This is a genomic window from Aeromonas sp. sia0103 (assembly GCF_963895295.1).
GTDB classification, from domain to species: domain Bacteria; phylum Pseudomonadota; class Gammaproteobacteria; order Enterobacterales; family Aeromonadaceae; genus Aeromonas; species Aeromonas encheleia.
In genome coordinates, this window is sequence record NZ_CAWQKG010000033.1 from 236,834 (window position 1) to 258,098 (window position 21,265).

A 21,265-nucleotide genomic window follows, 5' to 3' on the forward strand; every position below is an offset into this window, starting at 1 on the left:
CCGGTGCCTCATTGCCCCAGCACTATGGCGGAGAGGTGGGCGAAGTGATGGATCTCGTGGGTCGCCTCGCACGCCACCTGCTGGCGCGCCGGGTTGTACCAGCAGGTGGCCAGCCCCTGCGCCGCGGCGCCGGCGATGTCGGTCTTGGGATTGTCCCCCACCATCAGCACCCGCGCCGGGCTCGGTTGCCCCATCAGCTCGAGCGCATGCTGGAAGATGGCGGCGGCCGGCTTGGTCACATTCACCTCGTCGGAGATGATCAGCGGCTCGAACCAGTCGTCCCAGCCCAGCTTGCTGAGGCGACCACGCTGGGGCAGGCTGAAGCCATTGGTGATGATCCCCATCCTCACCTGGCCCTGCAGGAGCGCCTCCAGGGTCTCGACCACCCCCTCCAGCGGCATGCTCAGGGCGATGATCTGCTGCAGGAAGGTGTCGTTCATCGCCATGGGCGCCACATCCACCTGCTCGGCAAACAGCGAAAAGCGGGTCTGCTGCAGATGGGTGGCGTCTATCTCGCCGGAGTTGTATTGCTGCCACAGTCTGTGGTTCAGCTCGTGATATTGCGCCATCTTGGGCGCGCTGGGTGTCACCCCGTAGATCTGCAGGGTCTGCTCCAGGGCCTGGGCGACCGGGAAATCGAGCAGGGTTTCGTCCAGATCGAACAGCACCCAGTCATAACTTGGTTGTTTCACGCTTGTCCTCATTCGTTGTCTTGCTTAGATTGCTTGCTCATGCATCTCGATCATCGAGGCGCCGCCCCAGCGGGCCGTCGAGCAGATCCAGCGTCAATCTGACCCCGAATCCGGTCACCTCGCTGCTGACCACACCGTTGCCCCCCTTGTTGCGAAAACCGCTCAGGTCGAGGTGCAACCAGGAGGTCTGCTCGGGCACGAAACGGCTGAGGAAGCGGGCGGCATCGATGTGATCCGGTGACGCACCCGGCGCACACTGTAGCAGATCGGCCCATTCGCTATCGAGGTTGTCATCGTAATCCTCGTCCAGCGGGAAGGGCCAGACACGCTCACCGCTGCGCTGGCCCAGGCTTATCAACTCGCCGAGCCACTGGGGTCTGTTGGTAAAGGCGCCGCTGTAACGGCTGCCGAGCGCCCGCTTGCAGGCACCGGTGAGAGTCGCGTAGTCGATCAGCAGGTCCGGCTCGTCCTGCACCGCCATGGCCAGGGTATCCGCCAGCACCATGCGCCCCTCGGCATCGGTGTCGACCACCTCTATGGTAGTGCCGTTGATGGCGGTCACCACCTCCCCGGGTTTGTAGGCCAGCGGGCCTATGTGGTTCTCGGCGATGGCAAGCCAGCAGTGCACCTCGTAGGGCAGCTTGGCCCGGCTGATTGCATAGAGGGTGCCCAGCGCCACGGCGCTGCCCCCCATGTCCAAATGCATGCCATACATGCTGCCGCCGACCTTGAGGTTGTAGCCCCCGGAGTCGTGGCAGATCCCCTTGCCCACCAGCGCCAACCAGCGCTCCGCCTTGGCCGGGCAATAGCTGAGCTTGACGATGGCGGCCTGGTTGTCTGCCGATCCCCTGGCCACCGCCAGGAAGGCGCCGGCGCCGAGTCTGGCGAGTTCGGCCTCATCGAACTCCTGCCACTGCCAGCCCTCCTGCTGCGCCAGCTGCTGCGCCCAGGCCCGGTAGCTACGGGGGGTCAGATCGGAGGCCGGCAGCACGGCAAGATGACGAGCCAGGCCATTGCCTTGCGCCTCGGCATGGATCCGGACCAGATCGAGCTCGCACGCGGGTGACACCATCAGGTACCGGTAGCTCGGGGGCTCCTCGCTGCGCTGCTTGTGGGTTGGCAGCGGCACATTGGCCGCGAGCAGCGCCGAGAGCACCAGCTCGGCCAGCAGGGCCCGGCTGGCGTCGTCGAATCCCTCAAGATGCAGCGCCAACTGCTCCACCTTGAGGCCGGCCAGGGGTGCGACCCAGGAGCGGGCCAGCTTGTAGAGCCGATGATCCAGGGTTGGCTTGGGATCCACGAAGATCACCAGCTGCAGGCCCTGGCCGTCGGCCAGCCGATAGGGGGCCTTCTGGCCAAGGGCGAGCTGGGCCGCGACCCCGGCGAAGGCGGGTTGCGCCAGCAGGGTGCTGCGCTCGGTGTCGGCGACCAGCAGCAGCTTGATCTGCGCCTGGCTTGCCATCACCTCGTCAAGGCTAGTGGTCTGGATGTCAATCTTGGGAGGGAGATAACTGAAGGGTTGCAGCATAGGAAGCGGCCTCATCCATGAACAGAGGTCACGATGATACCGAACAAGGGCTGGCGACGACCAGTAGCTTGAAAATTAATGTTCAAGATCAGAATGATAGAATTGGAGATCAGAGAGGGAAAACAGGGGGGATAACATGAAAAGTTGGTTGCGGGGGCCAGATTTGAACTGACGACCTTCGGGTTATGAGCCCGACGAGCTACCGAACTGCTCCACCCCGCGTCCGAATTGTTTGTCCGTTACCGGACCTATCCCACAGGGTACCGAGCAATAGTACCTTGCGTCTTCGTCTCACCGCAGCGACCTGAGCCGTGCCATGAGGACAAATAGTTGGTTGCGGGGGCCAGATTTGAACTGACGACCTTCGGGTTATGAGCCCGACGAGCTACCGAGCTGCTCCACCCCGCGTCCGAATTGTTTGTCTGTTGCCAGACCTATCCCACAGAGTACCGAGCAGAGGTACCTTGCGTCTTCGTCTCACCGCAGCGACCGAAGCCGTGCCATGAATACAAATAGTTGGTTGCGGGGGCCAGATTTGAACTGACGACCTTCGGGTTATGAGCCCGACGAGCTACCGAGCTGCTCCACCCCGCGTCCGAATTGTTTGTCTGTTGCCAGACCTATCCCACAGGGTACCGAGCAGGGGTACCTTGCGTCTTCGTCTCACCGCAGCGGCATGCGCCTTGCCATGAATACAAATAGTTGGTTGCGGGGGCCAGATTTGAACTGACGACCTTCGGGTTATGAGCCCGACGAGCTACCGAGCTGCTCCACCCCGCGTCCGAATTGTTTGTCCGTTACCGGACCTATCCCGCAGGGTACCGAGCAGGGGTACCTTGCGTCTTCGTCTCACCGCAGCGACCTGAGCCGTGCCATGAATACAAATAGTTGGTTGCGGGGGCCAGATTTGAACTGACGACCTTCGGGTTATGAGCCCGACGAGCTACCGAGCTGCTCCACCCCGCGTCCGTATTTCTTCAAACTGGCCGAGCAGTAGCCAATTTGCTTTCTTCAGTAAAACGCCTTCATCTACAACCACTTAACTCGTGCTTTCGATGTCGACTCTCAGATGGTTGCGGGGGCCAGATTTGAACTGACGACCTTCGGGTTATGAGCCCGACGAGCTACCGAGCTGCTCCACCCCGCGTCTGAGGTCGCCAATAATAGGCGCCAGCGCTGAGATTGCAAGTAATTATCCTAAAAAAAGTGCATTAGGGGATGAAACCGCCATATGTTGTGTTCTTTTGCAACAAACCGTAGTTTTTTCAGTCAGCTAGCTGATGCCCTGCCCCGCAGGAAGCTTCTGACCCCTCTCTATATCTGACAGCCGATCCACGCCGGCGGTGCACCTTTCCCACGAAAAAGCCCGCGCCTATGGGACGGCGCGGGCTTCTCTGTTCTTCATGACGCGTTGCGGCGGGCTCAGACCAGCTGATGCAACACGCTGGTCGCCGCCAGCTGGGCGATGATCAGGCCACAGAGAGTGGTCGAGACCACCACAGGCGCCGTCTCCTGCTGTCGATAGAGCGGGCTGAACCAGAGCAGCAGGGCGGCGATCAGCAGCCCGGCCTGGGTCAGCACCCCGGGGATCAGGGCATCGAGGCTAGCGCCATGACCCTGCCACCCCACCAGCACCGCCAGCCAGATCAGGCTCAGGATGGCGGCGACAAGCCCCGCCATGGGCAGCAGGGTATTGAACGCCTGCAGCCTGTGACGGGCACGCAGCAGCATCAGGTGGGCAAAGGCCGATCCCAGCAGCACCATCTGCAACGCCCCGCTCAGCCAGCCCTGGATCTGCAGCAGGCCCAGCCCGTACAGGGCGAGCGGCATGGCCGGCAGCCACAGCAGACTGGACGGGATGGCGCGCTTGCCCTCCAGGCGGGACTGGGCCAGGGAGAGGACTATCCCCAGGATCATGGCGGCGCCCCCGCACCAGATCAGCCAGCCTTTCATCCCGGCCTCCATCGCCAGCATCAGGGAGAGCCCGGTGATCACCCAGATGGAGAAGAGCTGCGTCGTGATCCGCGAGCGCTGGCCCGGGCAGAGATCGCCGCGCCACAGCACCAGCCCGAGTGCGATCAGGGCACCCAGCGCCATCAGGCCGGTCAGGGGAAAGAGCCAAAAAGGAAGTTGGACGAACATAGGGTCTCCGGCAGCAAACGGATGACGGGGCCAAAGGGGCGCCCGGCAGTAAAAAAGAGAGGGGCGAGTATACCCAAACCCGCCCCCATCCCCAACGGCGATATCCGGATCTAGCCCTGGCCGCGCGCCAGGGCCACCACCCTGGCGAACATCTGCCGGATCATCGGCGGGATGCGCTCGCCGCCGAGCCGCTCCGCCTCCTCCACCACCGCCAGCGCCAGGCCGGGCTTGCTGCGATGATGGATGGCCTTGGCGATGATGCGCCCGGGGTTGAGAGTCGAGCGACCGCCGACGCCGGCCTCGCGCCGAAACACCCCCTCGAACCCGTTCTGATAGAGATAGTGCTCGATGTCGGCCGCCGGCAGCTGGGTCAGTCGATCCCGCTCCCGCTCACCCTTGAGCAAGGAGCGGGCCGAGCTGGCGTACTTGATCCCGGCCTCGTCGCCGTCGGTAAGCAGGTGCCACTCGATGCCAAAGTCCCGCGCCACCTTGATGAGCGGCGCCTGGCCGCACTGGGCGAATTCGATGATGCGCACCCCTTCCGCCCGCAGACTGTAACCGCAGATCTGGGCCAGCTCGGAGAGCAGCCAGATCTCGGTCTCCCCTTCCACCAGCAGCCAGCAGCGGGCGAACATCGACATGGGTCTGTTGATCCGCACATGGAAGGCGATTTTGCGCAGGTCGTCGCTGCTGTAGCGCTCCCCCCCCAGCTGATGGCAGACGATGTCCTGTTGACGGCGCACCAGCCGGCGCACCTGGTTGAGCGGCAGGGAGGAGAGCAGATCCCCCGAGTTGGTGGTGAGCAGCTTCTGGCCCGGCAGTTGCTCGAGCAGGCCCCAGGCCAGCGCCAGCATGGTGGGGTGCAGGCGGCTCTCAGGATCTTCCAGGATCATGATGGGCCTGGCCCCCTCCTCCAGCTCGCGGTTGCCGCGGGCGTTGAGCAGCATGGCCGCCATGCCCGCCATCGCCAGCTGCAGGGCCCGGTTGTCGGCATTGCGCAGCAGCATCTGCAGGTTGCCGGGGTTGCGCAACGTCATGGGGCGATTGACGATCTCCCGCTGGCTGCGCGGCTTGTGCTTGATGGGGGCCAGGGCGCTGAAGTAGTGCTCCATCAACTGGCGCACCGCCAGCAACGCCTCCTTCAGTTCGGGCTCACCGATGCGCTGGGGCTCATCCGTCAGCTTGCCGGACAGCTCGCCGAGGCGCTGCTCGGACAGATCCCCCCAGGGTAGCGCCTCGACTCCATCGCGGATCGTGCGCGCATCGCGCAGGCGGAACACCGGGTTCATGGTGATGAGCAGCTGCACCAGCTCATCGTTGTCGTCGATGGCCAGGGTCTTGCCGATACCGTCGAGAAAATCATGGGTGGTCTGCACGCTGCCGTCATCCTGCAGCTCGGCGCTGGCGCGATAGTGGACGCGGTGAAACTTGTCCCGGTGCGGGATCCAGGCCTCGCCGAGGCGCGCGAGGCGGCGTGAGTGCTGGCACATCTGGGGCCGATACTCGCTGAAGGTGAGCACCAGTTGCAGGTTGCGCGACGACGCCAGCTCCGGATCTTCCGGTTGGTGGAAATCATCGCGGGTGAACTGATAGGGGCCGGCATCCCCCAGCAGGCACCAGAGGGCACGCAGCAGGCTGGACTTGCCCCAGGCGTTTTCACCGATGAGCACCGTGGTGTGATCCAGCCCGAGCGAGAGTCGATTTATCCCGCGAAAACCTTTGACTTCAATACGTTCCAGAAACATGAGGCCATACCCAAGTCCATGCTGATGGCGTCATAGTGGCAAAGTTGCCAGGAAAATCCTATCGGGTCGTGGCGACTTTCAGCGGGAACTGTGAGGAATGAGAGGTTCGGGGGCGGGAGGGACACAGAGCCGAGTCTTGGGGCCATTCCAATGGCTGAACCAGAGATGGCGGGTACGGATCTGACGCTTGCGATGCTTCAATGGACACTCCTTGGTGATAGAGGGCAGCCAGGCTGCCGTTACCCAACGAGTCTGCCGCCTATCCGTGACAATGGGATGACAACTGGCTGCGCCACTGCCCGGGACTGAGGCCGAAGGCCTCCCGGAAGCGGTTGCCGAGATGGGCCTGGGAGGAGAAGCCGCACTGGGCGGCGATGCTGGCCAGGGGATCGGGTCCTGCCAGCAGTTGCTTGGCCCGCTTCAGCCGCAATCCCTGCAGGTAGCGATGGGGCGGGCAACCCAGGCTCTGGCCGAACATGCGGGCGAAGTGATATTCGCTGAGGCCCGCCTCCAGGGCCAGCTCGCTCAGGGTGACGGGCTCGGCCAGGTGCGCCAGCAGATACTCCTGCACCCGCCGGATCACCACGGGGGCCAGGCCGCCGCGCACCTCGGGCAGGCTGGGCGCCTCCCGGGTGTGGTGGCGATAGGCGTGCAACATCAGCATCCAGGCGCCGTGGGAGAGCGCCATGCGATCGACCCCGTGCTGCCAGTCCAGCTTCATCAGCTGGGCCTGCACCAGCGCCGCGGCCTGGGGATCATCGATGAAGGTCTTGTCTTCCAGCACCAGATGACGGCCCTCCTTGTCACAGGCCTGCTCGGCGATGCGAGCGAGGTGATCGGGGCTGAAATAGAGGTGGAAGAAGCGAAACTCCTCGCGCACCAGCCACTCGGATCTGTGGTGATCCGGCATGATGCACACCTTGCCGGTGCCACCGTGGCCGCCGGGCCCGTCCAGCCGCTCGGTCTGCTCGCCCCCCTGCAGGTAGACGCTGACCGTATGATGGCCAGGTTTGTGGTAGCGGGTCTGATCGTAACAGTTGCGCCAGCTGGCGACCCCGAGCCCGGGCTCCAGCCAGCAGGAATCCTCCAGCCTTGCCCCCGTGCTGACCAGTGCATCGAATACTCCCGCCTGTCTCATCTGCTGCAACCTGCCTGTGCCTTGCGCCTCATCCTGCCCCATCTTACCCCTCCCCCTTGCCGCGCACAGCGGTCACGCCAAAAAAACCGCAAGATGCTGTAAGCCAGCGCACGCCGTCCGGCCCATGCTGATCCCCATGTCGTTTCCCTTTTCTGACCGGATCCCCTATGAACCTACTGCTGTATATTTCCACCGTCCTCATCTGGGGCAGCACCTGGATCGCCATCGCCTGGCAGTTGGGGCCCATCCCCATCGAGGTCTCGGTGCTCTATCGCTTCGCGCTGGCGGCCCTGGCGCTGTTTGCCCTGCTCACCCTCAGTGGCAAGTTCCCGCGCCTGCCCTGGCAGGGCCAGCGTTACGCCGCCCTGCTCGGCGCCCTGCTGTTCTCCACCAATTTCCTCTGCTTCTACCACGCCACCCTCTACATTCCGAGCGGCCTGTCGGCGGTGATCTTCGCCAGCGCCAGCATCTTCAACGGCCTCAACCTCTGGCTGTTCGAGGGTAAAAAGCCGAGTCTGCGCTGGCTGCAGGGCTCCCTGCTGGGGCTGCTCGGCACCCTGTTGCTGTTCTGGCCTGTGCTGGCGGATGCGCAACTGGGTGCAAACGGCTGGAAGGGACTGCTGTTCGCCTCTGCGGGGATGCTCTGCTTCTCCCTGGGCAATCTGGTGTCGGCCCGCGGTCAGCGCCAGGGCTATCAGGTGCTGCAGATGGTGCCCTGGGGCATGGTGTACGGGGTGGCATTGCTGCTGGGCTGGGTCCTGTTGCTCGGCCAATCCTTGACCCTGCCGACCGAGCCCCGCTACCTCGCGGCCATGGTCTATCTGGCCATCTTCGGCTCCGTCATCGCCTTCACCGCCTACCTCACCCTGGTGGGGCGCATCGGCGCCAGCAAGGCCGCCTACGCAACAGTGCTGTTCCCCCTGGTGGCGCTCAGCCTCTCCACCCTGTATGAAGGCTTCGTCTGGCAGACGGTGTCCGTGGTGGGGGTGGTGATCAGCCTGCTCGGCAACCTGGTGATCTTCACCCCGCCCCTGAAGTCCTGGCGCTGGCCGTATCCCAAGGCGGCAGACGGCACTTGCCCCTGAGTCCGCCAGCCCCTAAGGTAACCCCTTCCAACGAGGATGATGGGAGGGGATATGTTACTGGAAGGGCTGGAGACACTCAGCTTGCTGGCGAGCGAGGGCACCATGGCCAAGGTGGCCAGCCGCCTCTACATCAGCCAGTCGGCGGTGAGCAAGCGCATCAATCAGCTGGAGTCGCGCCTCGGCAAGAAGCTGATCGAGCCGGATGGCCGCCAGATCCGGCTCACCCCCCAGGCCCTGGAGCTGCTCGCCCGGCTGGCTCCCAGCCTGGCGGAGATGAAGGGGGTGCTGGCAGACAGCCAGACCCTCACCGACAGTACTCCCCTGCCCGTCGCCTGCTCCGAGACCCTGCTGGCGGGCTACCTCGCCCGATTCATGCACGACTACCTCAGCCAGGACCCCTGCCTCGCCCTCTCCACCCACCACACCCCGGTCATACTGGCGCGGGTCCGTGGGGGCGATGCCCTGCTCGGCATCTGTGCCGGTCGGCTACCCCCCGGTCACGGCCTGTGCGCCGAGCTGTTGCTGGAAGAGCCCTTCTATCTGGTGGGCGACGCGGATCAAGGGGCGCAGCTATCTCATGATCAGGGGCAACCCATACTGACCATGGATCTGGATAATCCCTCCAACCGCTACCTGCGCGAGCCGCTGGCCGCACTCGGGTTGGTGCCCAGCATGGAGCTGGACTCCTATCTGGCGCTGATCGAGCTGGCCAAGGCGGGCATAGGACCGGTGCTGCTGCCGGCAGGCCTGCTGGCCCTGGTGGGTGAGCAGGGGGAGCGGGCCCGTCCCCTGCCGGGGCTGGGGCGGCCGCTGCACCTGGTCTATCGCCAGAGCAGCCTGAAGCGGGAGCGCATCGGCCGGCTGGTCGAGGGGATCAGAGCCCACTTCGCCCGGCCGGGGTGAGCCCGAGGGTAACTGAAATAACAAGGCCGCGATCACGCGGCCTTGTCATCTGCAACGAAAGAGGTCTTTTAGCTGATCCAGCTAAACAGCTCGGGGTACTGGCTCCACACCAGCTTGGCCGACATCAGCAGGGAGACGGTGACCAGCAGTGGCTTGATCAGCTTCACCCCCTTCTTCAATACCAGCTTGGAGCCGAAGCGGGCGCCGATGAACTGGCCGAGGGCCATGCAGAAACCGACGCTCCACACCACCTTGCCGCCGAGGGCGAAGAACAGCAGGGAGGCGATGTTGGAGGTGAAGTTGAGCAGCTTGGTGTGGGCCGTGGCCCGCGCCATGCCAAAGCCCGCCAGCGCCACGAAGCCAATGGCGAAGAAGGACCCAGTGCCCGGCCCGAAGAAGCCGTCATAGAAGCCGACCCCGCCGCCCACCAGCAGGGCGAACAGCATGGGGGTGAGGCGGCGAGCGCTCTCGGCATCGCTCACCCTGGGGGAGAAGAAGAAGTAGCAGGCAAAGGCCATCAGCAGGAAGGGCAGCAGCCGCTCCAGGATGGCGGCGTCTATGGTCTGCACCGCCAGGGTGCCGATGGCCGCGCCGATAAAGGTGCAGATCACCGCGGGCCAGATCATGGCCCACTCCAGCAGCCCCTTGCGGGCATAGAACCAGGTGGCGGAGAAGGAGCCGAAGCTGCTCTGCAGCTTGTTGGTGCCGAGCACCAGCGCCGGCGGCATGCCGGTCGCCAGCAGGGCTGGCACCGTCAACAGGCCGCCGCCCCCGGCGATGGCGTCGATAAAGCCGGCGATGAGGGCGACCCCGAACAGGGCGACCAGGGTGAGCAGTTCCAATTCCATCCATAGACCTCGTGTGATTGTGGTGCCCCGCGGCGACGCCAGGCGGGCACAGATGAGTAACGCTGGTCGCTATCCTAGCGGGCGCAGGCTCATGAGGCTAACGAAACAATGGCAGCCAATTGATTCCTGGTTTTCATCAATAGACGACCCCAGGCACAGACTCGTACAGCGAGCGAAACAGGGGCAGACGGTGGATCCGCTCCCCTATGTTCGTTGATCACCGGCGCAGCGGTTCAGGCGATCAGCCTGGCCGGCGCTGTCTCTCCCCTGCCCTTTATCGCGGGCCATTCTTGCCCCGAAGACTTCATCTTCGCCATGCAGCTGCCGAGCTGACGGTTAGGTGGCAACGCTGGGCTCGCCGGTCTCCACGGCAGGCTCGGCGACTCCCCCGTTGATCTCGTCAAGGGCCTGCAACAGCGGCGTCTCGTCCTCGCCGGGAGCCCGGCTCACGCGGCCGGCCATATAGCGGCTGCTGAACAGATTAAACCAGAGCTGCAATGCCTGACCCGCCGCCAGCTCGCCGGCCACCTCCAGCACGCAGGCCGCCACCTCGGCGGTGCAGAGGTGTTCGTCACAATTGGCCACCCGCATGCCATAGGTGGAGAGCGCATCCGGCCGCACCGACAGCACCGGGAAGCCATCCAGATAGGGGCTCATGTTGAACATCTTGCGCGCCTCGGGCCAGGTGCCGTCCAGCAGGATGAAGAGCGGCTTCTTGCCAGGGGCCAGGGCCACCCGCTCGGTCACCCGTGCCGGGTTCTTCTCGCAGGCGGGGAACACCACATAGGGCTGCCAGACGGGATCCGCCAGCAGGGCCAGCAAGTCGGGGTGGGGCTCGGTACGCTTCCAGAGGAAGGCCCAGGTCGTGTCAGGCAAGACATCGGCGATGAGGCGGCCGGTGTTGGAGGGCTTCATCGGCTCGCTGTCGTACATCAGCAGGCAGAAACCGGCCTCGGCCTTGAGCTCGGGCCGCCATTCGCAGGCACACCAGGCATGGCGCAGCTGGCAGGCTTCACAGCGGGGCACGCTGCCACCGCGGGCGAGAAAGGGGCGGGTCGAGATGCTCTTGCGCCAGATGCGCAGGCGATTGACGGCGTGATCGGGGATTGGCTTCATGGCGGGCTCGGCGGCACAGTCTGGGGTGCGGTTTGCAGTACAAAAGGGGGGCGATTGTAGCGAGCGGGTCTGCGGGCCGCAAGCTGCGCGGCCCTCCCCGGCCAGACTCGCGAGCCCAATGAGTCGCTCTATACTTGGTCGTCGCCCCATCATCCCACACCCGGGAAGGTCGATGGGACACAGGAGGAGAAGATGGCAGAACAAGACATGGCCAGGGAGCACGCCCTGGCCGAAGGCAAGACCTTCACCTGGCACGAGCTCTATGTGCCCGATGGCGAGGCCGGGGTCCGCTTCTACACCGAGGTGCTCGGCTGGCAGACTGAGCTCATGGAGATGGAGGGCGGCAACTACCCCATGCTGGTCGCCAATGGCCGACCGGTGGCCGGGGTGCAGGCCACCCGCGACAATCCGCAGATGGCCGGCGTGCCGCCCCACTGGGCGACCTACATAGCGGTGGATGATGTCGATGCCAGGCTGGCCAAGGTGACGGCCCATGGCGGCAGCGTGGTGGTGCCCGCCATGGACATCCCCACCGTCGGGCGCATGGCCCTGATCGCCGATCCCCAGGGCGCCCACATCTGGCTGTTCACCTCGGCACCTATGTGAGTTGTCGCGCCGGATATGACAGAGGGGCCGACAGGCCCCTCTTCATTTCACCACTGACGCCCCTCAGGCGGGCTTGCGCAGGATCTGCTCGAGGAAGCGGGCGAAGCTGTGACCGTGATGCTCCAGCAGTTTCGGGAACATGGAGATGGAGGTCATGCCGGGGAAGGTGTTGATCTCGTTGAGCAGTATCTCCCCCTCCTCGGTCAGGAAGAAGTCGATGCGCGACAGATGGGTCAACTTCAGCTGACGGAATGCCTTGAGGGCATAGGCCTGGATGGCATCAGACTGAGCCTGGGTCAGGCCTTCGGCATGCAGGGCGGTCTCGGTGTGGCTGGCGCTGCTATACTTCTCTTCATAGGTGTAAAACTTGTCGGTCGGCACGCAGATCTCGCCCGGATAGGTCGCCACCAGCTCGTCACCGTACTGATAGACAGCCACTTCCAGCTCGCGCGGCTTGACTGCCTTCTCGATCAGCACCTGCTCGGAGTAACCGAAGGCGTCCTTGATGCCCTGCACCAGCTCGGCTTCGTTGCTGGCGGAGTAGCAGCCCACGGAGGAGCCCTGAGAGGCGGCCTTGATGAACACCTTGCCCCACTTGACGAGAGCGGCTTTCGCCTCGGCGATCCCCGCCTCATCCTGCTCGGTCAGGAACAGATAGGGGGTGTTGGGGATACCGAGGGCGGAGAACCACAGCTTGGTGCTGATCTTGTTGAAGCAGAGCTTGCTCGCCTCGGCATCGCAGCCCAGATAAGGCAGGCCCGCCAGCTCGAGGAAGGATTGCAGATCGCCAGTCTCTCCAGGATAGCCGTGGATGCAGGGCACCACGTAATCCACCGGACGGGCCACGCTGTCGAAGGAGAGCAGCTTGTCCAGCCCCAGCTTGCACTCGCGGCCGTCGGCACTGAGCCAGCGATCGGCAAACATCTCGACCCGGGTCACTTCGACATTGGGCAGGAGGGCGAGTTGTTGCTCGAGGAAAGTGGCACTACGCAGAGAGACTTCGTGTTCGGCGCCACCGCCGCCGCACAGCAGCAAAACATGCATGTTCTTCATTAGATATGATCCCTTGGGAGAAGCGGCTTCGTCATGATCCGTGATGAACCACCGCACGAAAAAAAACCGGACGAAGCCAGATACGAACATTGAGTGCGGCCAGTGTAGCAAGGGAGGCAAAGCCTTGTCAGCCGATGGAAGCCCTCTTCCCCCGCTTGGGGCCACAAAGGCCTCGATTGTGGCAACCCCTGTGTCAGAAAAGGTCTCGCGGTTTCAATCAGCGAGGCGGATCGACCCGGCCGACGCCGTTGCCGTTGACCCTGAACCAGCCGGCGATGCTGTAACGCTCCTGGCTCGCGGGCAACACCTCGTGGGGAAACTCCTCGGACAGGAACAGCACCAGCCGTCCCCCCTTGGGTGAGACATCCATCAGAAACTGCTCGTCGTTGTCGTAGACGCGCAGCACTCCGCCCGCCTCCGGTTGCCAGCCGTTGTTGAGGTAGAACACCGAGGTGAGGCGGCGATTGGAGCGACCGGCGAAGGCGTCCCTGTGGGTAGCATAGAAGTCACCGCTGCGATAACGGGCGAAGTGTGCCTCGTAGTCGAACAGCCCCAGCATCAGGCTGCGATTGGCGGCGAGGCGCAGGGACTCCATGCGCGCAAGGTAATCCACCACAGGCGCACCGAGATCAGCCTCGAGCCAGTGGATCTGATCACGGCGGATATCGGGGTTGCCCTGATGCAGCGCTTCCCGCCCGATCCCTGCCGGTTGCCAGTCCCCCGGCAGGCACGCACGCAGCGCCTCCACCTCGGCGGCGGTTAAAAAATCATCCACTATCACCCATCCTCGGGTGTAAATGGCATCCATGACGGCTTGATAGTCCAAGATGGGCTCGCAACGAGTGGAGAGAGTGCGCTTTGTAGCGACTTAGTCCCCCTGGCACAAACCGGATTGCTTCTCCTGAGAAGTCCCACCGTCAATACGCGCAAGGGCGCAGGCGCCCGCCCCCGATTTCCCCTTGCCCCACCGCGCCGGGCCAGCTAACGTGCCCATAGCGCCCGATAGTGGCCTCAACCTTTGACCCTGTTCACCCCTTCAGGAGCTCGCCATGTCCCTTCCCTCCCTCACTCTGCAACGGCTCGATGGCAGCGACTTTCCCCTGGACGCCCTGCAGGGCCAGGTCATTCTGGTGGTCAACGTGGCCAGTCGCTGCGGTTTCACCCCCCAATACCAGGGGCTGGAGGCGCTCCATCGCCAATTTGGCCCGACCGGGCTGGTGATCCTGGGCTTCCCCTGCGATCAGTTCGGCCATCAGGAGCCCGGCGATGCCGAGGAGATAGCCCGCTTCTGCTCGGTGGATTACCAGGTCAGCTTCCCGCTCATGGCCAAGTGCGAGGTCAACGGCGAGCAGGCCCACCCCTTCTACCGCTGGCTCAAGCAGCAGAAACCGGGTCTGCTCGGGAGCGAGGCCATCAAGTGGAACTTCACCAAGTTCCTGATCGACCGCGAGGGCCGGGTGGTGGACAGAGCCGCTCCCCAGACCAAGCCCGAAGAGCTGACCGACAAGATCCGGGCGCTGCTGCCAGCCTGAAGAGGCTGCGCCGCAGCCTTTCACAGGCCGGGATCCCCTCTCCCCTTGGCGAGCGCAGCAGGATGAGGGGCTTGCGGCGCGAGGGCCGGCCCCGTAAAGCACTCGTTGCCCACAGGATTACTGCGTGCTCGCCGCAGTTCTGCTATATTACGCGCCCATAATCTTTTCCATGTCGTGACGGGCCCTCTGGCTGCCGTCACCCGTTGAGCCCAAGGCTCGGAGTTTCTCTCGAACATGTCATTCAATGAACTGGGTCTGTCACCGCACATACTGCGGGCCGTCAAGGAGTTGGGTTACGAACAGCCAACCCCCATCCAGCAGCAAGCCATCCCGGCCATTCTGGCAGGACAGGACGTGCTGGGCGGCGCCCAGACAGGCACAGGCAAGACGGCCGGTTTCACCCTGCCTATGTTGCATCGTCTGATGGCCAACCACGGCCGCGGCGGCCGTCGCCAGGTCCGCGCCCTGGTGCTGACCCCGACTCGCGAGCTGGCCGCCCAGGTGGGTGAAAGCATCATCAAGTACGCCCACCACCTGCCGTTCCGCACCCTGATCGCCTACGGCGGCGTCAGCATCAAGCCGAACCTGGACGCCATCAAGCTCGGGGTCGACATCCTGGTCGCCACCCCGGGCCGCCTGCTGGATCTGCTGACCCAGCGCGCCCTCACCCTGACCGAGCTGGAAGTGCTGGTGCTGGATGAAGCGGATCGCATGCTCGACATGGGCTTCATCACCGACATTCGCCGCATCATGAAGGCGCTGCCGGAAGAGCGGCAGACCCTGCTGTTCTCCGCCACCTTCTCGGACGAGATCAAGGCACTGGCCGACGATCTGCTGAAAAATCCGGCCCTCATCGAGGTGAGCCCGAGCAACAGCACCGCCGAGCAGGTCAACCAGCGCATCATCAAGGTCGATCGCGAGCGCAAGCGCGAGCTGCTCTCCCACATGATCGGCCGCCAGAACTGGCAGCGGGTGCTGGTGTTCGTGCGCACCAAGCAGATCGCCGACCGCCTCGCTAACCAGATGGTGAAAGATGGCCTGGATACCGTCGCCATTCACGGCGACAAGACTCAGGGGGCCCGCAACCGGGCGCTGGCCGACTTCCGGGAAGGCAAGGTCCGGGTGCTGGTCGCCACCGACATCGCCGCCCGCGGTCTGGACATCGATCATCTGCCACACGTGATCAACTTCGAGCTGCCCCAGGTGGCCGAGGATTATATCCACCGCATCGGCCGTACCGGTCGGGCCGGCCGTGGCGGTGAGGCCATCTCCCTGGTCAGCCTGGATGAACAGGATCAGCTCAAGGCCATCGAAGCGCTGATCGGTCTGAGCATTCCGAGCGAGATCATGGAAGGCTACGAGCCGAGCGGCAAGCCGACCCGTCAGACCCTGCCGGGCAGCAAGCCGGTGCAGAACCCGCCGCGCGACCGTGGTCACGCCAACGCCAAGCACAATGCCAAGTCCGCCAGCGACAAGTCCGGCGCCAAGGGCAAAGGCAAGCCAGCGGCCAGGGGCGATGCCGCCAAAAAGCCGGCCCCGGCGCGCAAGCGCGAGGTCGTGGGTGAAGACATCGGCTTCACCCCCATGCGCCGTCTGCCCAAGACCCAGCGTGACAGCTATCAGGACGACTCCGCCGAGGAGTAAGACCTGCCAGGCTGCCCGCCCCAGCAATGAAAAAACCGCCCTCGGGCGGTTTTTTGTTTTTCGATGGCCTCAACCGGCGGCGAGCACCATGTGCAGCAACGGATAGGGCTTGCCCTGGCCATCCAGCGGCGAGCGCCCCGTCACTACAAAGCCCATGCGCCGATAGAAGCCGAGCGCCTGTTCGTTCTGCTCGTTGACGTCCACCCAGGTCGCACCTTGCCGGCTGATGGCATCGGCCACCAGCAGGCTGCCGACCCCGCGCCCTCGCGCCCTGGGGTCGACGAACAGCATCTCGATGTTGCCATCATGCACCCCGCAAAAACCGGCGATCCCCTGCGCGTCCCGGGCATGGGTCAGCGTCACGGCGGCAAAGTAGTGCTCCAGAATGAGCGGCCTGAGGGCAACAATCTCTTCCTCTGGCAAGAAGTGATGAGTGGCGCGCACCGACGCCTCCCAGATGGCGATCAGGGTCTGATAATCCCCGGGTTGCGCTTGTTCAATTTTCATTCTTTGTTGACTCCGTCTATTGATTGGCGGGCTTAATGCCCTTCAGGGTCGGGCCTGCCAGCTCCCCGGCATCGACTTGCCTGATGACAACCCAAGTCACAGCCTGACCATCCGTACAATCGGCGGGTGGCCTTGTACCCTCCCAGTGTCTGGCCCTAGGCCTGACGCGGCGCAAACATGATGATGGCCATGCCAAGCAGGGCTACCCCGGCACCGACCAGATCCCAGAGCGTGGGCCTGATGCCATCCACGGCCCAGAGCCAGAGAATGGCCACGAAGATATAGACGCCGCCATAGGCGGCATAGACCCGGCCGGCCGCGGTGGGATGCAGCGACAACAGCCAGGCAAACAGCATGAGGCTTAAGGCCGCGGGCAGCAGCAACCAGGCGCTCTTGCCCTGGGTCAGCCACAGATAGGGCAGATAGCAGCCCAGGATCTCGGCGACCGCCGTCACCAGAAACAGGGCCATGGTTTTGAGTTCAATCATGTGAGGTGCAGTGATCCTTGCCGATGAGGGCGCTTCTTTTGGCAAATCATACTGTTATATCGGCGCGCTTCAATCCGCTTCTCATGCTGTCCATGGGAAGGTGGCAGGATCGCGGCAGCCCTTGAGGAAGCGCAAGCAATGCGGGGATGGCTGCGAGGCACAAATAACAGGCCCTCCCCCAGGAATGGGGAGGGCCGAGGGGATCAGCGGGTCTTGACCGCCTGCAGCAGGGCCGAGACGTCCGGGCCGAAGGTGCGACGACGAATGGCGTCCTGGATGTCGAGCTCGCCGTAGCGGCTGGCCGGGTAGACCACCACGCAGGAGGTGTCGCCGGGCTTGAGGAAGTGAGTCTCGCCGAAGGGGGTGTAGCGGGTGGCGCCTATGCTGATCAGCGCATGGGCCGGGCGGCCCGCCTGGGCCAGCAGCCCCTGGATGTGCTCGGCCGGGCCCTCGTCCTGCTGATGGTTGAACTTGTCGATGGCCCAGGCCAGCAACTGCTGATGGAAATAGCTGTAATCCACCGCCGCGCTGTCGACCCCGTAGCCATGCAGCTCGCCATCGCGCTCCAGATAGCAGGCGATGCGATAGTCATCGAGCTCGCAACCGGCGGCAAATGCACTGAGCGGTAGCAGGTTCTCGGCCAAGCCCTTGCTCTCGGGGCCCCAGTTCTTCTTCTCGCTGATCTTCCTGGCGTTGGGACGACGGATGGAGCAGTCGTTGTAGGCGCCGAAGGCGCGGGGATGGATGGCCACCACCTGCTCCCCCGCGTACTCCAGCTCGCACCAGAGCGCCACTTCCGGCTCGATCTGCACCTTCTCATCGCCGCTCACCGCCGCCTCGGGCAGGAAGATGGCATCGCCGCTGAGCGGGAAGACACCGAGCTGGCCCGGATGGGACGGCACATAGAAGGGGAACAGCGCCTTGGGGGCGACCTTGTCCGTGACCTTGACGGCGACAAAATCGGCCGCCTCACCCGCCTGCTCCAGGTGGCCCGCGAAGTTACCCGCCACCCCCAATCCGATAAAGTTGCTCAATTGCGTGATCTGCATCTATGGCTCCACTCGCGTCGGCCCATTCACCGCCGCTGTCGTTGTTCATGGGCGGCACCCTACCGCCAAAGAGGGAGCTTATTAGAGCACAGCCCCGCCACGGCGCCCAGTCACCCTGCCACGGGCTGTGCGCCAGCCCGACTTTTCAGGTGCCGACTGCGCACAAAGACGGCGATCGCTCCCAAGCTGTGATCCAGGCGCTTGGGCAAGCACCGCACTTTTGCTAGTCTGCACTATTCATTTGCCGTTTGAGCGCCAAGTGCACCTCATGAGTACACATTTTCAGGGTCGTTTCGAGGTGGAGTTCAAATACCGCCTGACGGATCGCGCCGCCTTCCTCACCGCCCTCAAAGCCCTCAATCCCGAGGTGATGGTGGAGGATAATCATGAGCGGGACTGCTACTTCGACACGCCGCAGCGGCTCCTGGCCGAGCAGGGCAAGAGCCTGGTGATCCGCACCATGCAGCCCTCCGGCATCCGGCTCTGGATCGTCAAGGGGCCGGGAGCCGATCGCTGCGAGGCCGTCAACATCACCGATGCCGACAAGGCCATCAGCATGCTGCACAACCTGGGTTATCAGCAGGTGCTGACCCTCACCAAGCGGCGCAGCATCTATTTCGTCGGCCCCTTTCACCTGACCCTGGATCATCTGGACGGGCTCGGCGACTTTGCCGAGCTGGCCATCATGACCGACGAGGAGGCCAAACTGCCTGGCTATCGCCAGCAGTTGCAGGGGCTGGCGGCGCAACTCGCGCTCTCGGCCGACCAGCTGGAGACCCGCTCCTATCGCACCCTGTGCGAGCAGCAGAGCGCATTTTGACAAGAGGAACTTGCCCCATGATCGATAAACTCGCCTGGCTGAGCTTCAAGGATGGGCAGCTGCTGTGCGCCCGCTCCCACGGCAAGGCCATCTACTACATTCCCGGCGGCAAGCGCGAGCCGGGTGAGAGCGACGAGGCCGCGCTGCGGCGGGAGATTGAGGAGGAGCTGGCCGTCGCCCTGCAGCCTGAGACGCTGCGCTTTGCCTGCGAATTCAGCGCCCAGGCCGATGGCAAGCCAGAAGGGGTGCTCGTCAACTTGCGCTGCTACACCGGCGAGGCCAGCGGCACCCCCGTGGCCTCGGCGGAGATCGCCGAGCTGCGCTGGCTGGACAGCCGCCATCTGGACCAGGTGTCCCCGGTCTCCCGCCTGCTGTTTCACTGGTTGGCCGAGCAAGAGCTGATCCGTTAATACCCGATGTGAGTAGCAAGAGAGATGAGTCATAGACGATGAGGAGTTTCAATGGAGATCATTGAGGTCGATAGCACCAGAGGCATCAAACCGGCGCTGATCACCCTGTTGCAGGACTGCGTGGCCAGTGGCGCCTCGGTGGGCTTCTTGCCGCCACTGCCAGAAGAGCTGGGGCTGGAATATTGGCAGGGTATAGAAGCGGATCTGGCCGACGGGGTACGCAGGCTCTGGGTGGCCTTCGATCAGCACCACCTGGTCGGGGCGCTGCAACTGGCGCTCTGCACCAAGGCGAACGGCGGTCATAGAGCCGAGGTGGAGAAGCTGATGGTACACAGCGAGGCCCGCGGCAAGGGGGTCGGCCGCGCCCTGATGAACGCCATGGAGCAAGGCGCCCGCGACGCCAAGCGCACCCTGCTGGTGCTGGACTCCCGGGTCGGCGACGTGGCCTCCACCCTCTATCGCCAGCTGGGTTATCAGGAGGCGGGCCAGATCCCGGACTTCGCTCGCAATGGCGACGGCTCCCTGGCGGCGACCCAGTTCTTCTACAAGCAGCTCTGAATCAGAGGCGGCGTGCGGCCAGGCGCCTGACGCTTGCAACGACAAGGCCAGCCTCGCGGCTGGCCTTGTTTATTGGCTCATTCATTGCTGAAATGGCCCCTCCATGGAGACAGGCAAGGAGCCAGCATGATATTGGAAGTCGCCCCACTGCAGATCATCCCGGGTCAGAGCGCCGCCTTCGAGCTGGCCTTCGCCCAGGCCCAGCACATCATCAGCGCCATGCCCGGCTATGGCGGCCACCAGCTGCAGCGTTCATTGACCGATCCCCATCGCTACCTGTTGCTGGTCAACTGGCGGCGGCTCGAGGATCACACCCGGGGTTTTCGGGGCTCTCCCCAGTACCAGCAGTGGAAGGCGCTGCTGCATCACTTCTACGACCCCTTCCCCACCGTCGAGCATTTTCAGGCCGTCACCGCGGGCGGATCTGCGGTCACCTGATCAACCGCCGACAAGGCTAGCTGATCACGCTATCCCTCAGGCCAGCCGCTCTGCGCGATGTTCAACCTTAGGCTCGGCGAAGTCGGACTGCGCCGCGATCAGCTGCAACTCGTAGGCATCCGCCTGCCAGGTGCGTAGCAGCACCGCATCCACCGCCGCATTGGTGCGCTCGAAGGCCGCCACGGCATCAAAGCCGGCCTGCAGGTTCGCCAGCATCAGGGCGCTGATGAGATCCCCCACCCCGACCGGTTGGCGGGCAAATTCGTAGAGCGGCCGGGCGATCAGATAATCCCCCTCGGCCGTGGCCAGCAGCATCTCGAAACGGCCAGGCTGGCTGGCGGCGCGGCCCAGGTGCTTGACCAGCACCATCTTGACGCCCCTGGCCAGCAGCCGATGAGCGGCGGCGCGGGTCTGGCTCAGATCGGCCAGGTGGGTGTCGCACAGGGTCTCCAGCTCCAGCAGGTTAGGCGCCATGATGTCGGCCACCGGCAGCGCCTGCTCGGTCAGGAAGCGGGTCACGCCGGGGGCGACGATGCAGCCCTTCTCCGGGTGGCCCATCACGGGATCGCAGAAATAGATGGCCTCGGGGTTGGCCGCCTTGACGGCCGCGACCACCGCCAGGATCTCGTCCCCCTGCTCGGCCGAGCCCAGATAGCCGCTCAGCACCGCATCGCACTGCCCCAGCACCTCGATCTCCATCAGCCCCTTGCAGAGGGCACCGATGTGACCGGCCGGCATCGCCATCCCCTGCCATCCAGCCTCGTACTGGGTATGGTTGGAGAACTGCACAGTGTTGATGGGCCACACCTCCATGCCGAGACGGCGCATGGGGAACACGGCGGCGCTGTTACCGGCACAACCAAAAACCACGTGGGACTGGATAGAGAGAATGCGTTTCATCGAAACCACCACAGAAGAAGCATGAGGAAAGCAGGCAATATATCGGATGAAGAGAGCCCTCTT

22 protein-coding genes and 6 tRNA genes are annotated in these 21,265 nt (G+C 64.0%); 9 read left to right on the top strand and 19 right to left on the bottom strand.

Annotated elements, in window-relative coordinates:
- Positions 1-8: 8 nt before the first annotated feature.
- The 11 genes from yjjG to AACW18_RS12455 form a co-directional block, all read right to left on the bottom strand.
- Positions 9-692 carry a pyrimidine 5'-nucleotidase gene (gene yjjG / locus AACW18_RS12405; RefSeq protein ID WP_218388833.1) on the bottom strand — a complete coding sequence of 228 codons (684 nt, stop codon included), beginning with the start codon at positions 690-692 and terminating at the stop codon, positions 9-11.
- A 37-nt stretch (positions 693-729) separates the two neighbouring features.
- Positions 730-2,220 carry a M17 family metallopeptidase gene (locus AACW18_RS12410; RefSeq protein ID WP_218388834.1) on the bottom strand — a complete coding sequence of 497 codons (1,491 nt, stop codon included), beginning with the start codon at positions 2,218-2,220 and terminating at the stop codon, positions 730-732.
- Positions 2,221-2,365: 145 nt separating this feature from the next.
- Positions 2,366-2,442: transfer RNA gene (locus tag AACW18_RS12415), tRNA-Met, on the bottom strand.
- A 109-nt stretch (positions 2,443-2,551) separates the two neighbouring features.
- Positions 2,552-2,628: transfer RNA gene (locus AACW18_RS12420), tRNA-Met, on the bottom strand.
- A gap of 109 nt (positions 2,629-2,737) precedes the next feature.
- Positions 2,738-2,814: transfer RNA gene (locus AACW18_RS12425), tRNA-Met, on the bottom strand.
- 109 nt (positions 2,815-2,923) lie between these two features.
- Positions 2,924-3,000 (bottom strand) — tRNA-Met (locus tag AACW18_RS12430).
- A 109-nt stretch (positions 3,001-3,109) separates the two neighbouring features.
- Positions 3,110-3,186 (bottom strand) — tRNA-Met (locus AACW18_RS12435).
- A 104-nt stretch (positions 3,187-3,290) separates the two neighbouring features.
- Positions 3,291-3,367, bottom strand: a tRNA-Met gene (locus AACW18_RS12440).
- A 275-nt stretch (positions 3,368-3,642) separates the two neighbouring features.
- Complete coding sequence (locus AACW18_RS12445) at positions 3,643-4,362, bottom strand: hypothetical protein (RefSeq protein ID WP_042652259.1); 720 nt, start codon at positions 4,360-4,362, stop codon at positions 3,643-3,645.
- 110 nt (positions 4,363-4,472) lie between these two features.
- Positions 4,473-6,107: an ATP-dependent endonuclease gene (locus AACW18_RS12450; RefSeq protein WP_218388835.1), complete on the bottom strand. Its 1,635-nt coding sequence runs from the start codon at positions 6,105-6,107 to the stop codon at positions 4,473-4,475.
- A 259-nt stretch (positions 6,108-6,366) separates the two neighbouring features.
- Positions 6,367-7,245 (bottom strand): helix-turn-helix domain-containing protein, encoded by an 879-nt coding sequence (locus tag AACW18_RS12455; RefSeq protein WP_371317033.1) that lies wholly within the window; start codon positions 7,243-7,245, stop codon positions 6,367-6,369.
- Between the two features lie 167 nt (positions 7,246-7,412).
- Between AACW18_RS12455 and AACW18_RS12460 the strand changes: the two genes are divergently transcribed.
- Entirely contained in the window at positions 7,413-8,330 is a 918-nt protein-coding gene (locus tag AACW18_RS12460) for a DMT family transporter (RefSeq protein WP_218388836.1), read from the top strand.
- Between the two features lie 51 nt (positions 8,331-8,381).
- Positions 8,382-9,233, top strand: a complete 852-nt coding sequence (locus AACW18_RS12465; protein WP_218388837.1) for a LysR family transcriptional regulator — start codon at positions 8,382-8,384, stop codon at positions 9,231-9,233.
- A 68-nt stretch (positions 9,234-9,301) separates the two neighbouring features.
- On the opposite strand, the gene AACW18_RS12470 is transcribed toward AACW18_RS12465, so the two are convergent.
- Together AACW18_RS12470 and AACW18_RS12475 are read right to left on the bottom strand one after the other, a co-directional pair.
- Positions 9,302-10,081, bottom strand: coding sequence for a TSUP family transporter (locus tag AACW18_RS12470; protein ID WP_042652264.1), 780 nt, complete (start codon positions 10,079-10,081; stop codon positions 9,302-9,304).
- 336 nt (positions 10,082-10,417) lie between these two features.
- Positions 10,418-11,197: a tRNA-uridine aminocarboxypropyltransferase gene (locus AACW18_RS12475; protein WP_218388838.1), complete on the bottom strand. Its 780-nt coding sequence runs from the start codon at positions 11,195-11,197 to the stop codon at positions 10,418-10,420.
- A 192-nt stretch (positions 11,198-11,389) separates the two neighbouring features.
- Here AACW18_RS12475 and AACW18_RS12480 point away from each other — a divergent pair, with 192 nt between their 5' ends.
- Complete coding sequence (locus tag AACW18_RS12480; RefSeq protein ID WP_218328987.1) at positions 11,390-11,803, top strand: VOC family protein; 414 nt, start codon at positions 11,390-11,392, stop codon at positions 11,801-11,803.
- A gap of 63 nt (positions 11,804-11,866) precedes the next feature.
- Here AACW18_RS12480 and AACW18_RS12485 read toward each other — a convergent pair whose 3' ends face one another.
- Together AACW18_RS12485 and AACW18_RS12490 are read right to left on the bottom strand one after the other, a co-directional pair.
- A complete protein-coding gene (locus AACW18_RS12485; RefSeq protein WP_218388839.1) occupies positions 11,867-12,856 on the bottom strand; it encodes a D-alanine--D-alanine ligase in 990 nt (329 codons plus the stop codon).
- A 217-nt stretch (positions 12,857-13,073) separates the two neighbouring features.
- Positions 13,074-13,682 carry a 2OG-Fe(II) oxygenase gene (locus tag AACW18_RS12490; RefSeq protein WP_218388840.1) on the bottom strand — a complete coding sequence of 203 codons (609 nt, stop codon included), beginning with the start codon at positions 13,680-13,682 and terminating at the stop codon, positions 13,074-13,076.
- Positions 13,683-13,905: 223 nt separating this feature from the next.
- Between AACW18_RS12490 and AACW18_RS12495 the strand changes: the two genes are divergently transcribed.
- Positions 13,906-14,388, top strand: a complete 483-nt coding sequence (locus AACW18_RS12495; RefSeq protein ID WP_042652269.1) for a glutathione peroxidase — start codon at positions 13,906-13,908, stop codon at positions 14,386-14,388.
- Between the two features lie 234 nt (positions 14,389-14,622).
- Positions 14,623-16,032, top strand: coding sequence for a DEAD/DEAH box helicase (locus tag AACW18_RS12500; RefSeq protein ID WP_218388841.1), 1,410 nt, complete (start codon positions 14,623-14,625; stop codon positions 16,030-16,032).
- 69 nt (positions 16,033-16,101) lie between these two features.
- On the opposite strand, the gene AACW18_RS12505 is transcribed toward AACW18_RS12500, so the two are convergent.
- The 3 genes from AACW18_RS12505 to AACW18_RS12515 form a co-directional block, all read right to left on the bottom strand.
- Positions 16,102-16,539, bottom strand: coding sequence for an acetyltransferase (locus AACW18_RS12505; RefSeq protein ID WP_218388842.1), 438 nt, complete (start codon positions 16,537-16,539; stop codon positions 16,102-16,104).
- Between the two features lie 155 nt (positions 16,540-16,694).
- The gene (locus AACW18_RS12510) at positions 16,695-17,027 is read right to left on the bottom strand and encodes a YnfA family protein (RefSeq protein WP_042652272.1); all 333 of its coding nucleotides are present in this window, start codon (positions 17,025-17,027) and stop codon (positions 16,695-16,697) included.
- 203 nt (positions 17,028-17,230) lie between these two features.
- On the bottom strand, positions 17,231-18,076 hold the full coding sequence (locus tag AACW18_RS12515) for a DUF5718 family protein (protein WP_218388843.1): 846 nt from the start codon (positions 18,074-18,076) through the stop codon (positions 17,231-17,233).
- A gap of 268 nt (positions 18,077-18,344) precedes the next feature.
- On the opposite strand from AACW18_RS12515, the gene cyaB reads away from it, so the two are divergent.
- The 4 genes from cyaB to AACW18_RS12535 all read left to right on the top strand — a co-directional run bounded on the left by cyaB (position 18,345) and on the right by AACW18_RS12535 (position 20,302).
- The gene (gene cyaB, locus AACW18_RS12520; RefSeq protein WP_218291287.1) at positions 18,345-18,896 is read left to right on the top strand and encodes a class IV adenylate cyclase; all 552 of its coding nucleotides are present in this window, start codon (positions 18,345-18,347) and stop codon (positions 18,894-18,896) included.
- Between the two features lie 17 nt (positions 18,897-18,913).
- The gene (locus AACW18_RS12525) at positions 18,914-19,306 is read left to right on the top strand and encodes an NUDIX hydrolase (protein ID WP_218388844.1); all 393 of its coding nucleotides are present in this window, start codon (positions 18,914-18,916) and stop codon (positions 19,304-19,306) included.
- A gap of 51 nt (positions 19,307-19,357) precedes the next feature.
- Positions 19,358-19,864: a GNAT family N-acetyltransferase gene (locus AACW18_RS12530; protein WP_218291285.1), complete on the top strand. Its 507-nt coding sequence runs from the start codon at positions 19,358-19,360 to the stop codon at positions 19,862-19,864.
- 126 nt (positions 19,865-19,990) lie between these two features.
- A complete protein-coding gene (locus tag AACW18_RS12535; protein ID WP_218388845.1) occupies positions 19,991-20,302 on the top strand; it encodes an antibiotic biosynthesis monooxygenase family protein in 312 nt (103 codons plus the stop codon).
- Between the two features lie 36 nt (positions 20,303-20,338).
- Here AACW18_RS12535 and pdxY read toward each other — a convergent pair whose 3' ends face one another.
- Entirely contained in the window at positions 20,339-21,202 is an 864-nt protein-coding gene (gene pdxY, locus AACW18_RS12540) for a pyridoxal kinase PdxY (protein WP_218388846.1), read from the bottom strand.
- Positions 21,203-21,265 lie beyond the last annotated feature (63 nt).

Excerpts from the sequence above, each read along its gene's own strand:
- AACW18_RS12410 (WP_218388834.1), bottom strand. The coding sequence starts at position 2,220 with ATGCTGCAACCCTTCAGTTATCTCCCTCCCAAGATTGACATCCAGACC.
- AACW18_RS12445 (WP_042652259.1), bottom strand. The coding sequence starts at position 4,362 with ATGTTCGTCCAACTTCCTTTTTGGCTCTTTCCCCTGACCGGCCTGATG.
- AACW18_RS12450 (WP_218388835.1), bottom strand. The coding sequence starts at position 6,107 with ATGTTTCTGGAACGTATTGAAGTCAAAGGTTTTCGCGGGATAAATCGA.
- AACW18_RS12455 (WP_371317033.1), bottom strand. The coding sequence starts at position 7,245 with ATGAGACAGGCGGGAGTATTCGATGCACTGGTCAGCACGGGGGCAAGG.
- AACW18_RS12460 (WP_218388836.1), top strand. The coding sequence starts at position 7,413 with ATGAACCTACTGCTGTATATTTCCACCGTCCTCATCTGGGGCAGCACC.
- AACW18_RS12465 (WP_218388837.1), top strand. The coding sequence starts at position 8,382 with ATGTTACTGGAAGGGCTGGAGACACTCAGCTTGCTGGCGAGCGAGGGC.
- AACW18_RS12470 (WP_042652264.1), bottom strand. The coding sequence starts at position 10,081 with ATGGAATTGGAACTGCTCACCCTGGTCGCCCTGTTCGGGGTCGCCCTC.
- AACW18_RS12475 (WP_218388838.1), bottom strand. The coding sequence starts at position 11,197 with ATGAAGCCAATCCCCGATCACGCCGTCAATCGCCTGCGCATCTGGCGC.
- AACW18_RS12480 (WP_218328987.1), top strand. The coding sequence starts at position 11,390 with ATGGCAGAACAAGACATGGCCAGGGAGCACGCCCTGGCCGAAGGCAAG.
- AACW18_RS12485 (WP_218388839.1), bottom strand. The coding sequence starts at position 12,856 with ATGAAGAACATGCATGTTTTGCTGCTGTGCGGCGGCGGTGGCGCCGAA.
- AACW18_RS12495 (WP_042652269.1), top strand. The coding sequence starts at position 13,906 with ATGTCCCTTCCCTCCCTCACTCTGCAACGGCTCGATGGCAGCGACTTT.
- AACW18_RS12500 (WP_218388841.1), top strand. The coding sequence starts at position 14,623 with ATGTCATTCAATGAACTGGGTCTGTCACCGCACATACTGCGGGCCGTC.
- AACW18_RS12505 (WP_218388842.1), bottom strand. The coding sequence starts at position 16,539 with ATGAAAATTGAACAAGCGCAACCCGGGGATTATCAGACCCTGATCGCC.
- AACW18_RS12510 (WP_042652272.1), bottom strand. The coding sequence starts at position 17,027 with ATGATTGAACTCAAAACCATGGCCCTGTTTCTGGTGACGGCGGTCGCC.
- AACW18_RS12515 (WP_218388843.1), bottom strand. The coding sequence starts at position 18,076 with ATGCAGATCACGCAATTGAGCAACTTTATCGGATTGGGGGTGGCGGGT.
- cyaB (WP_218291287.1), top strand. The coding sequence starts at position 18,345 with ATGAGTACACATTTTCAGGGTCGTTTCGAGGTGGAGTTCAAATACCGC.
- AACW18_RS12525 (WP_218388844.1), top strand. The coding sequence starts at position 18,914 with ATGATCGATAAACTCGCCTGGCTGAGCTTCAAGGATGGGCAGCTGCTG.
- AACW18_RS12530 (WP_218291285.1), top strand. The coding sequence starts at position 19,358 with ATGGAGATCATTGAGGTCGATAGCACCAGAGGCATCAAACCGGCGCTG.
- AACW18_RS12535 (WP_218388845.1), top strand. The coding sequence starts at position 19,991 with ATGATATTGGAAGTCGCCCCACTGCAGATCATCCCGGGTCAGAGCGCC.
- pdxY (WP_218388846.1), bottom strand. The coding sequence starts at position 21,202 with ATGAAACGCATTCTCTCTATCCAGTCCCACGTGGTTTTTGGTTGTGCC.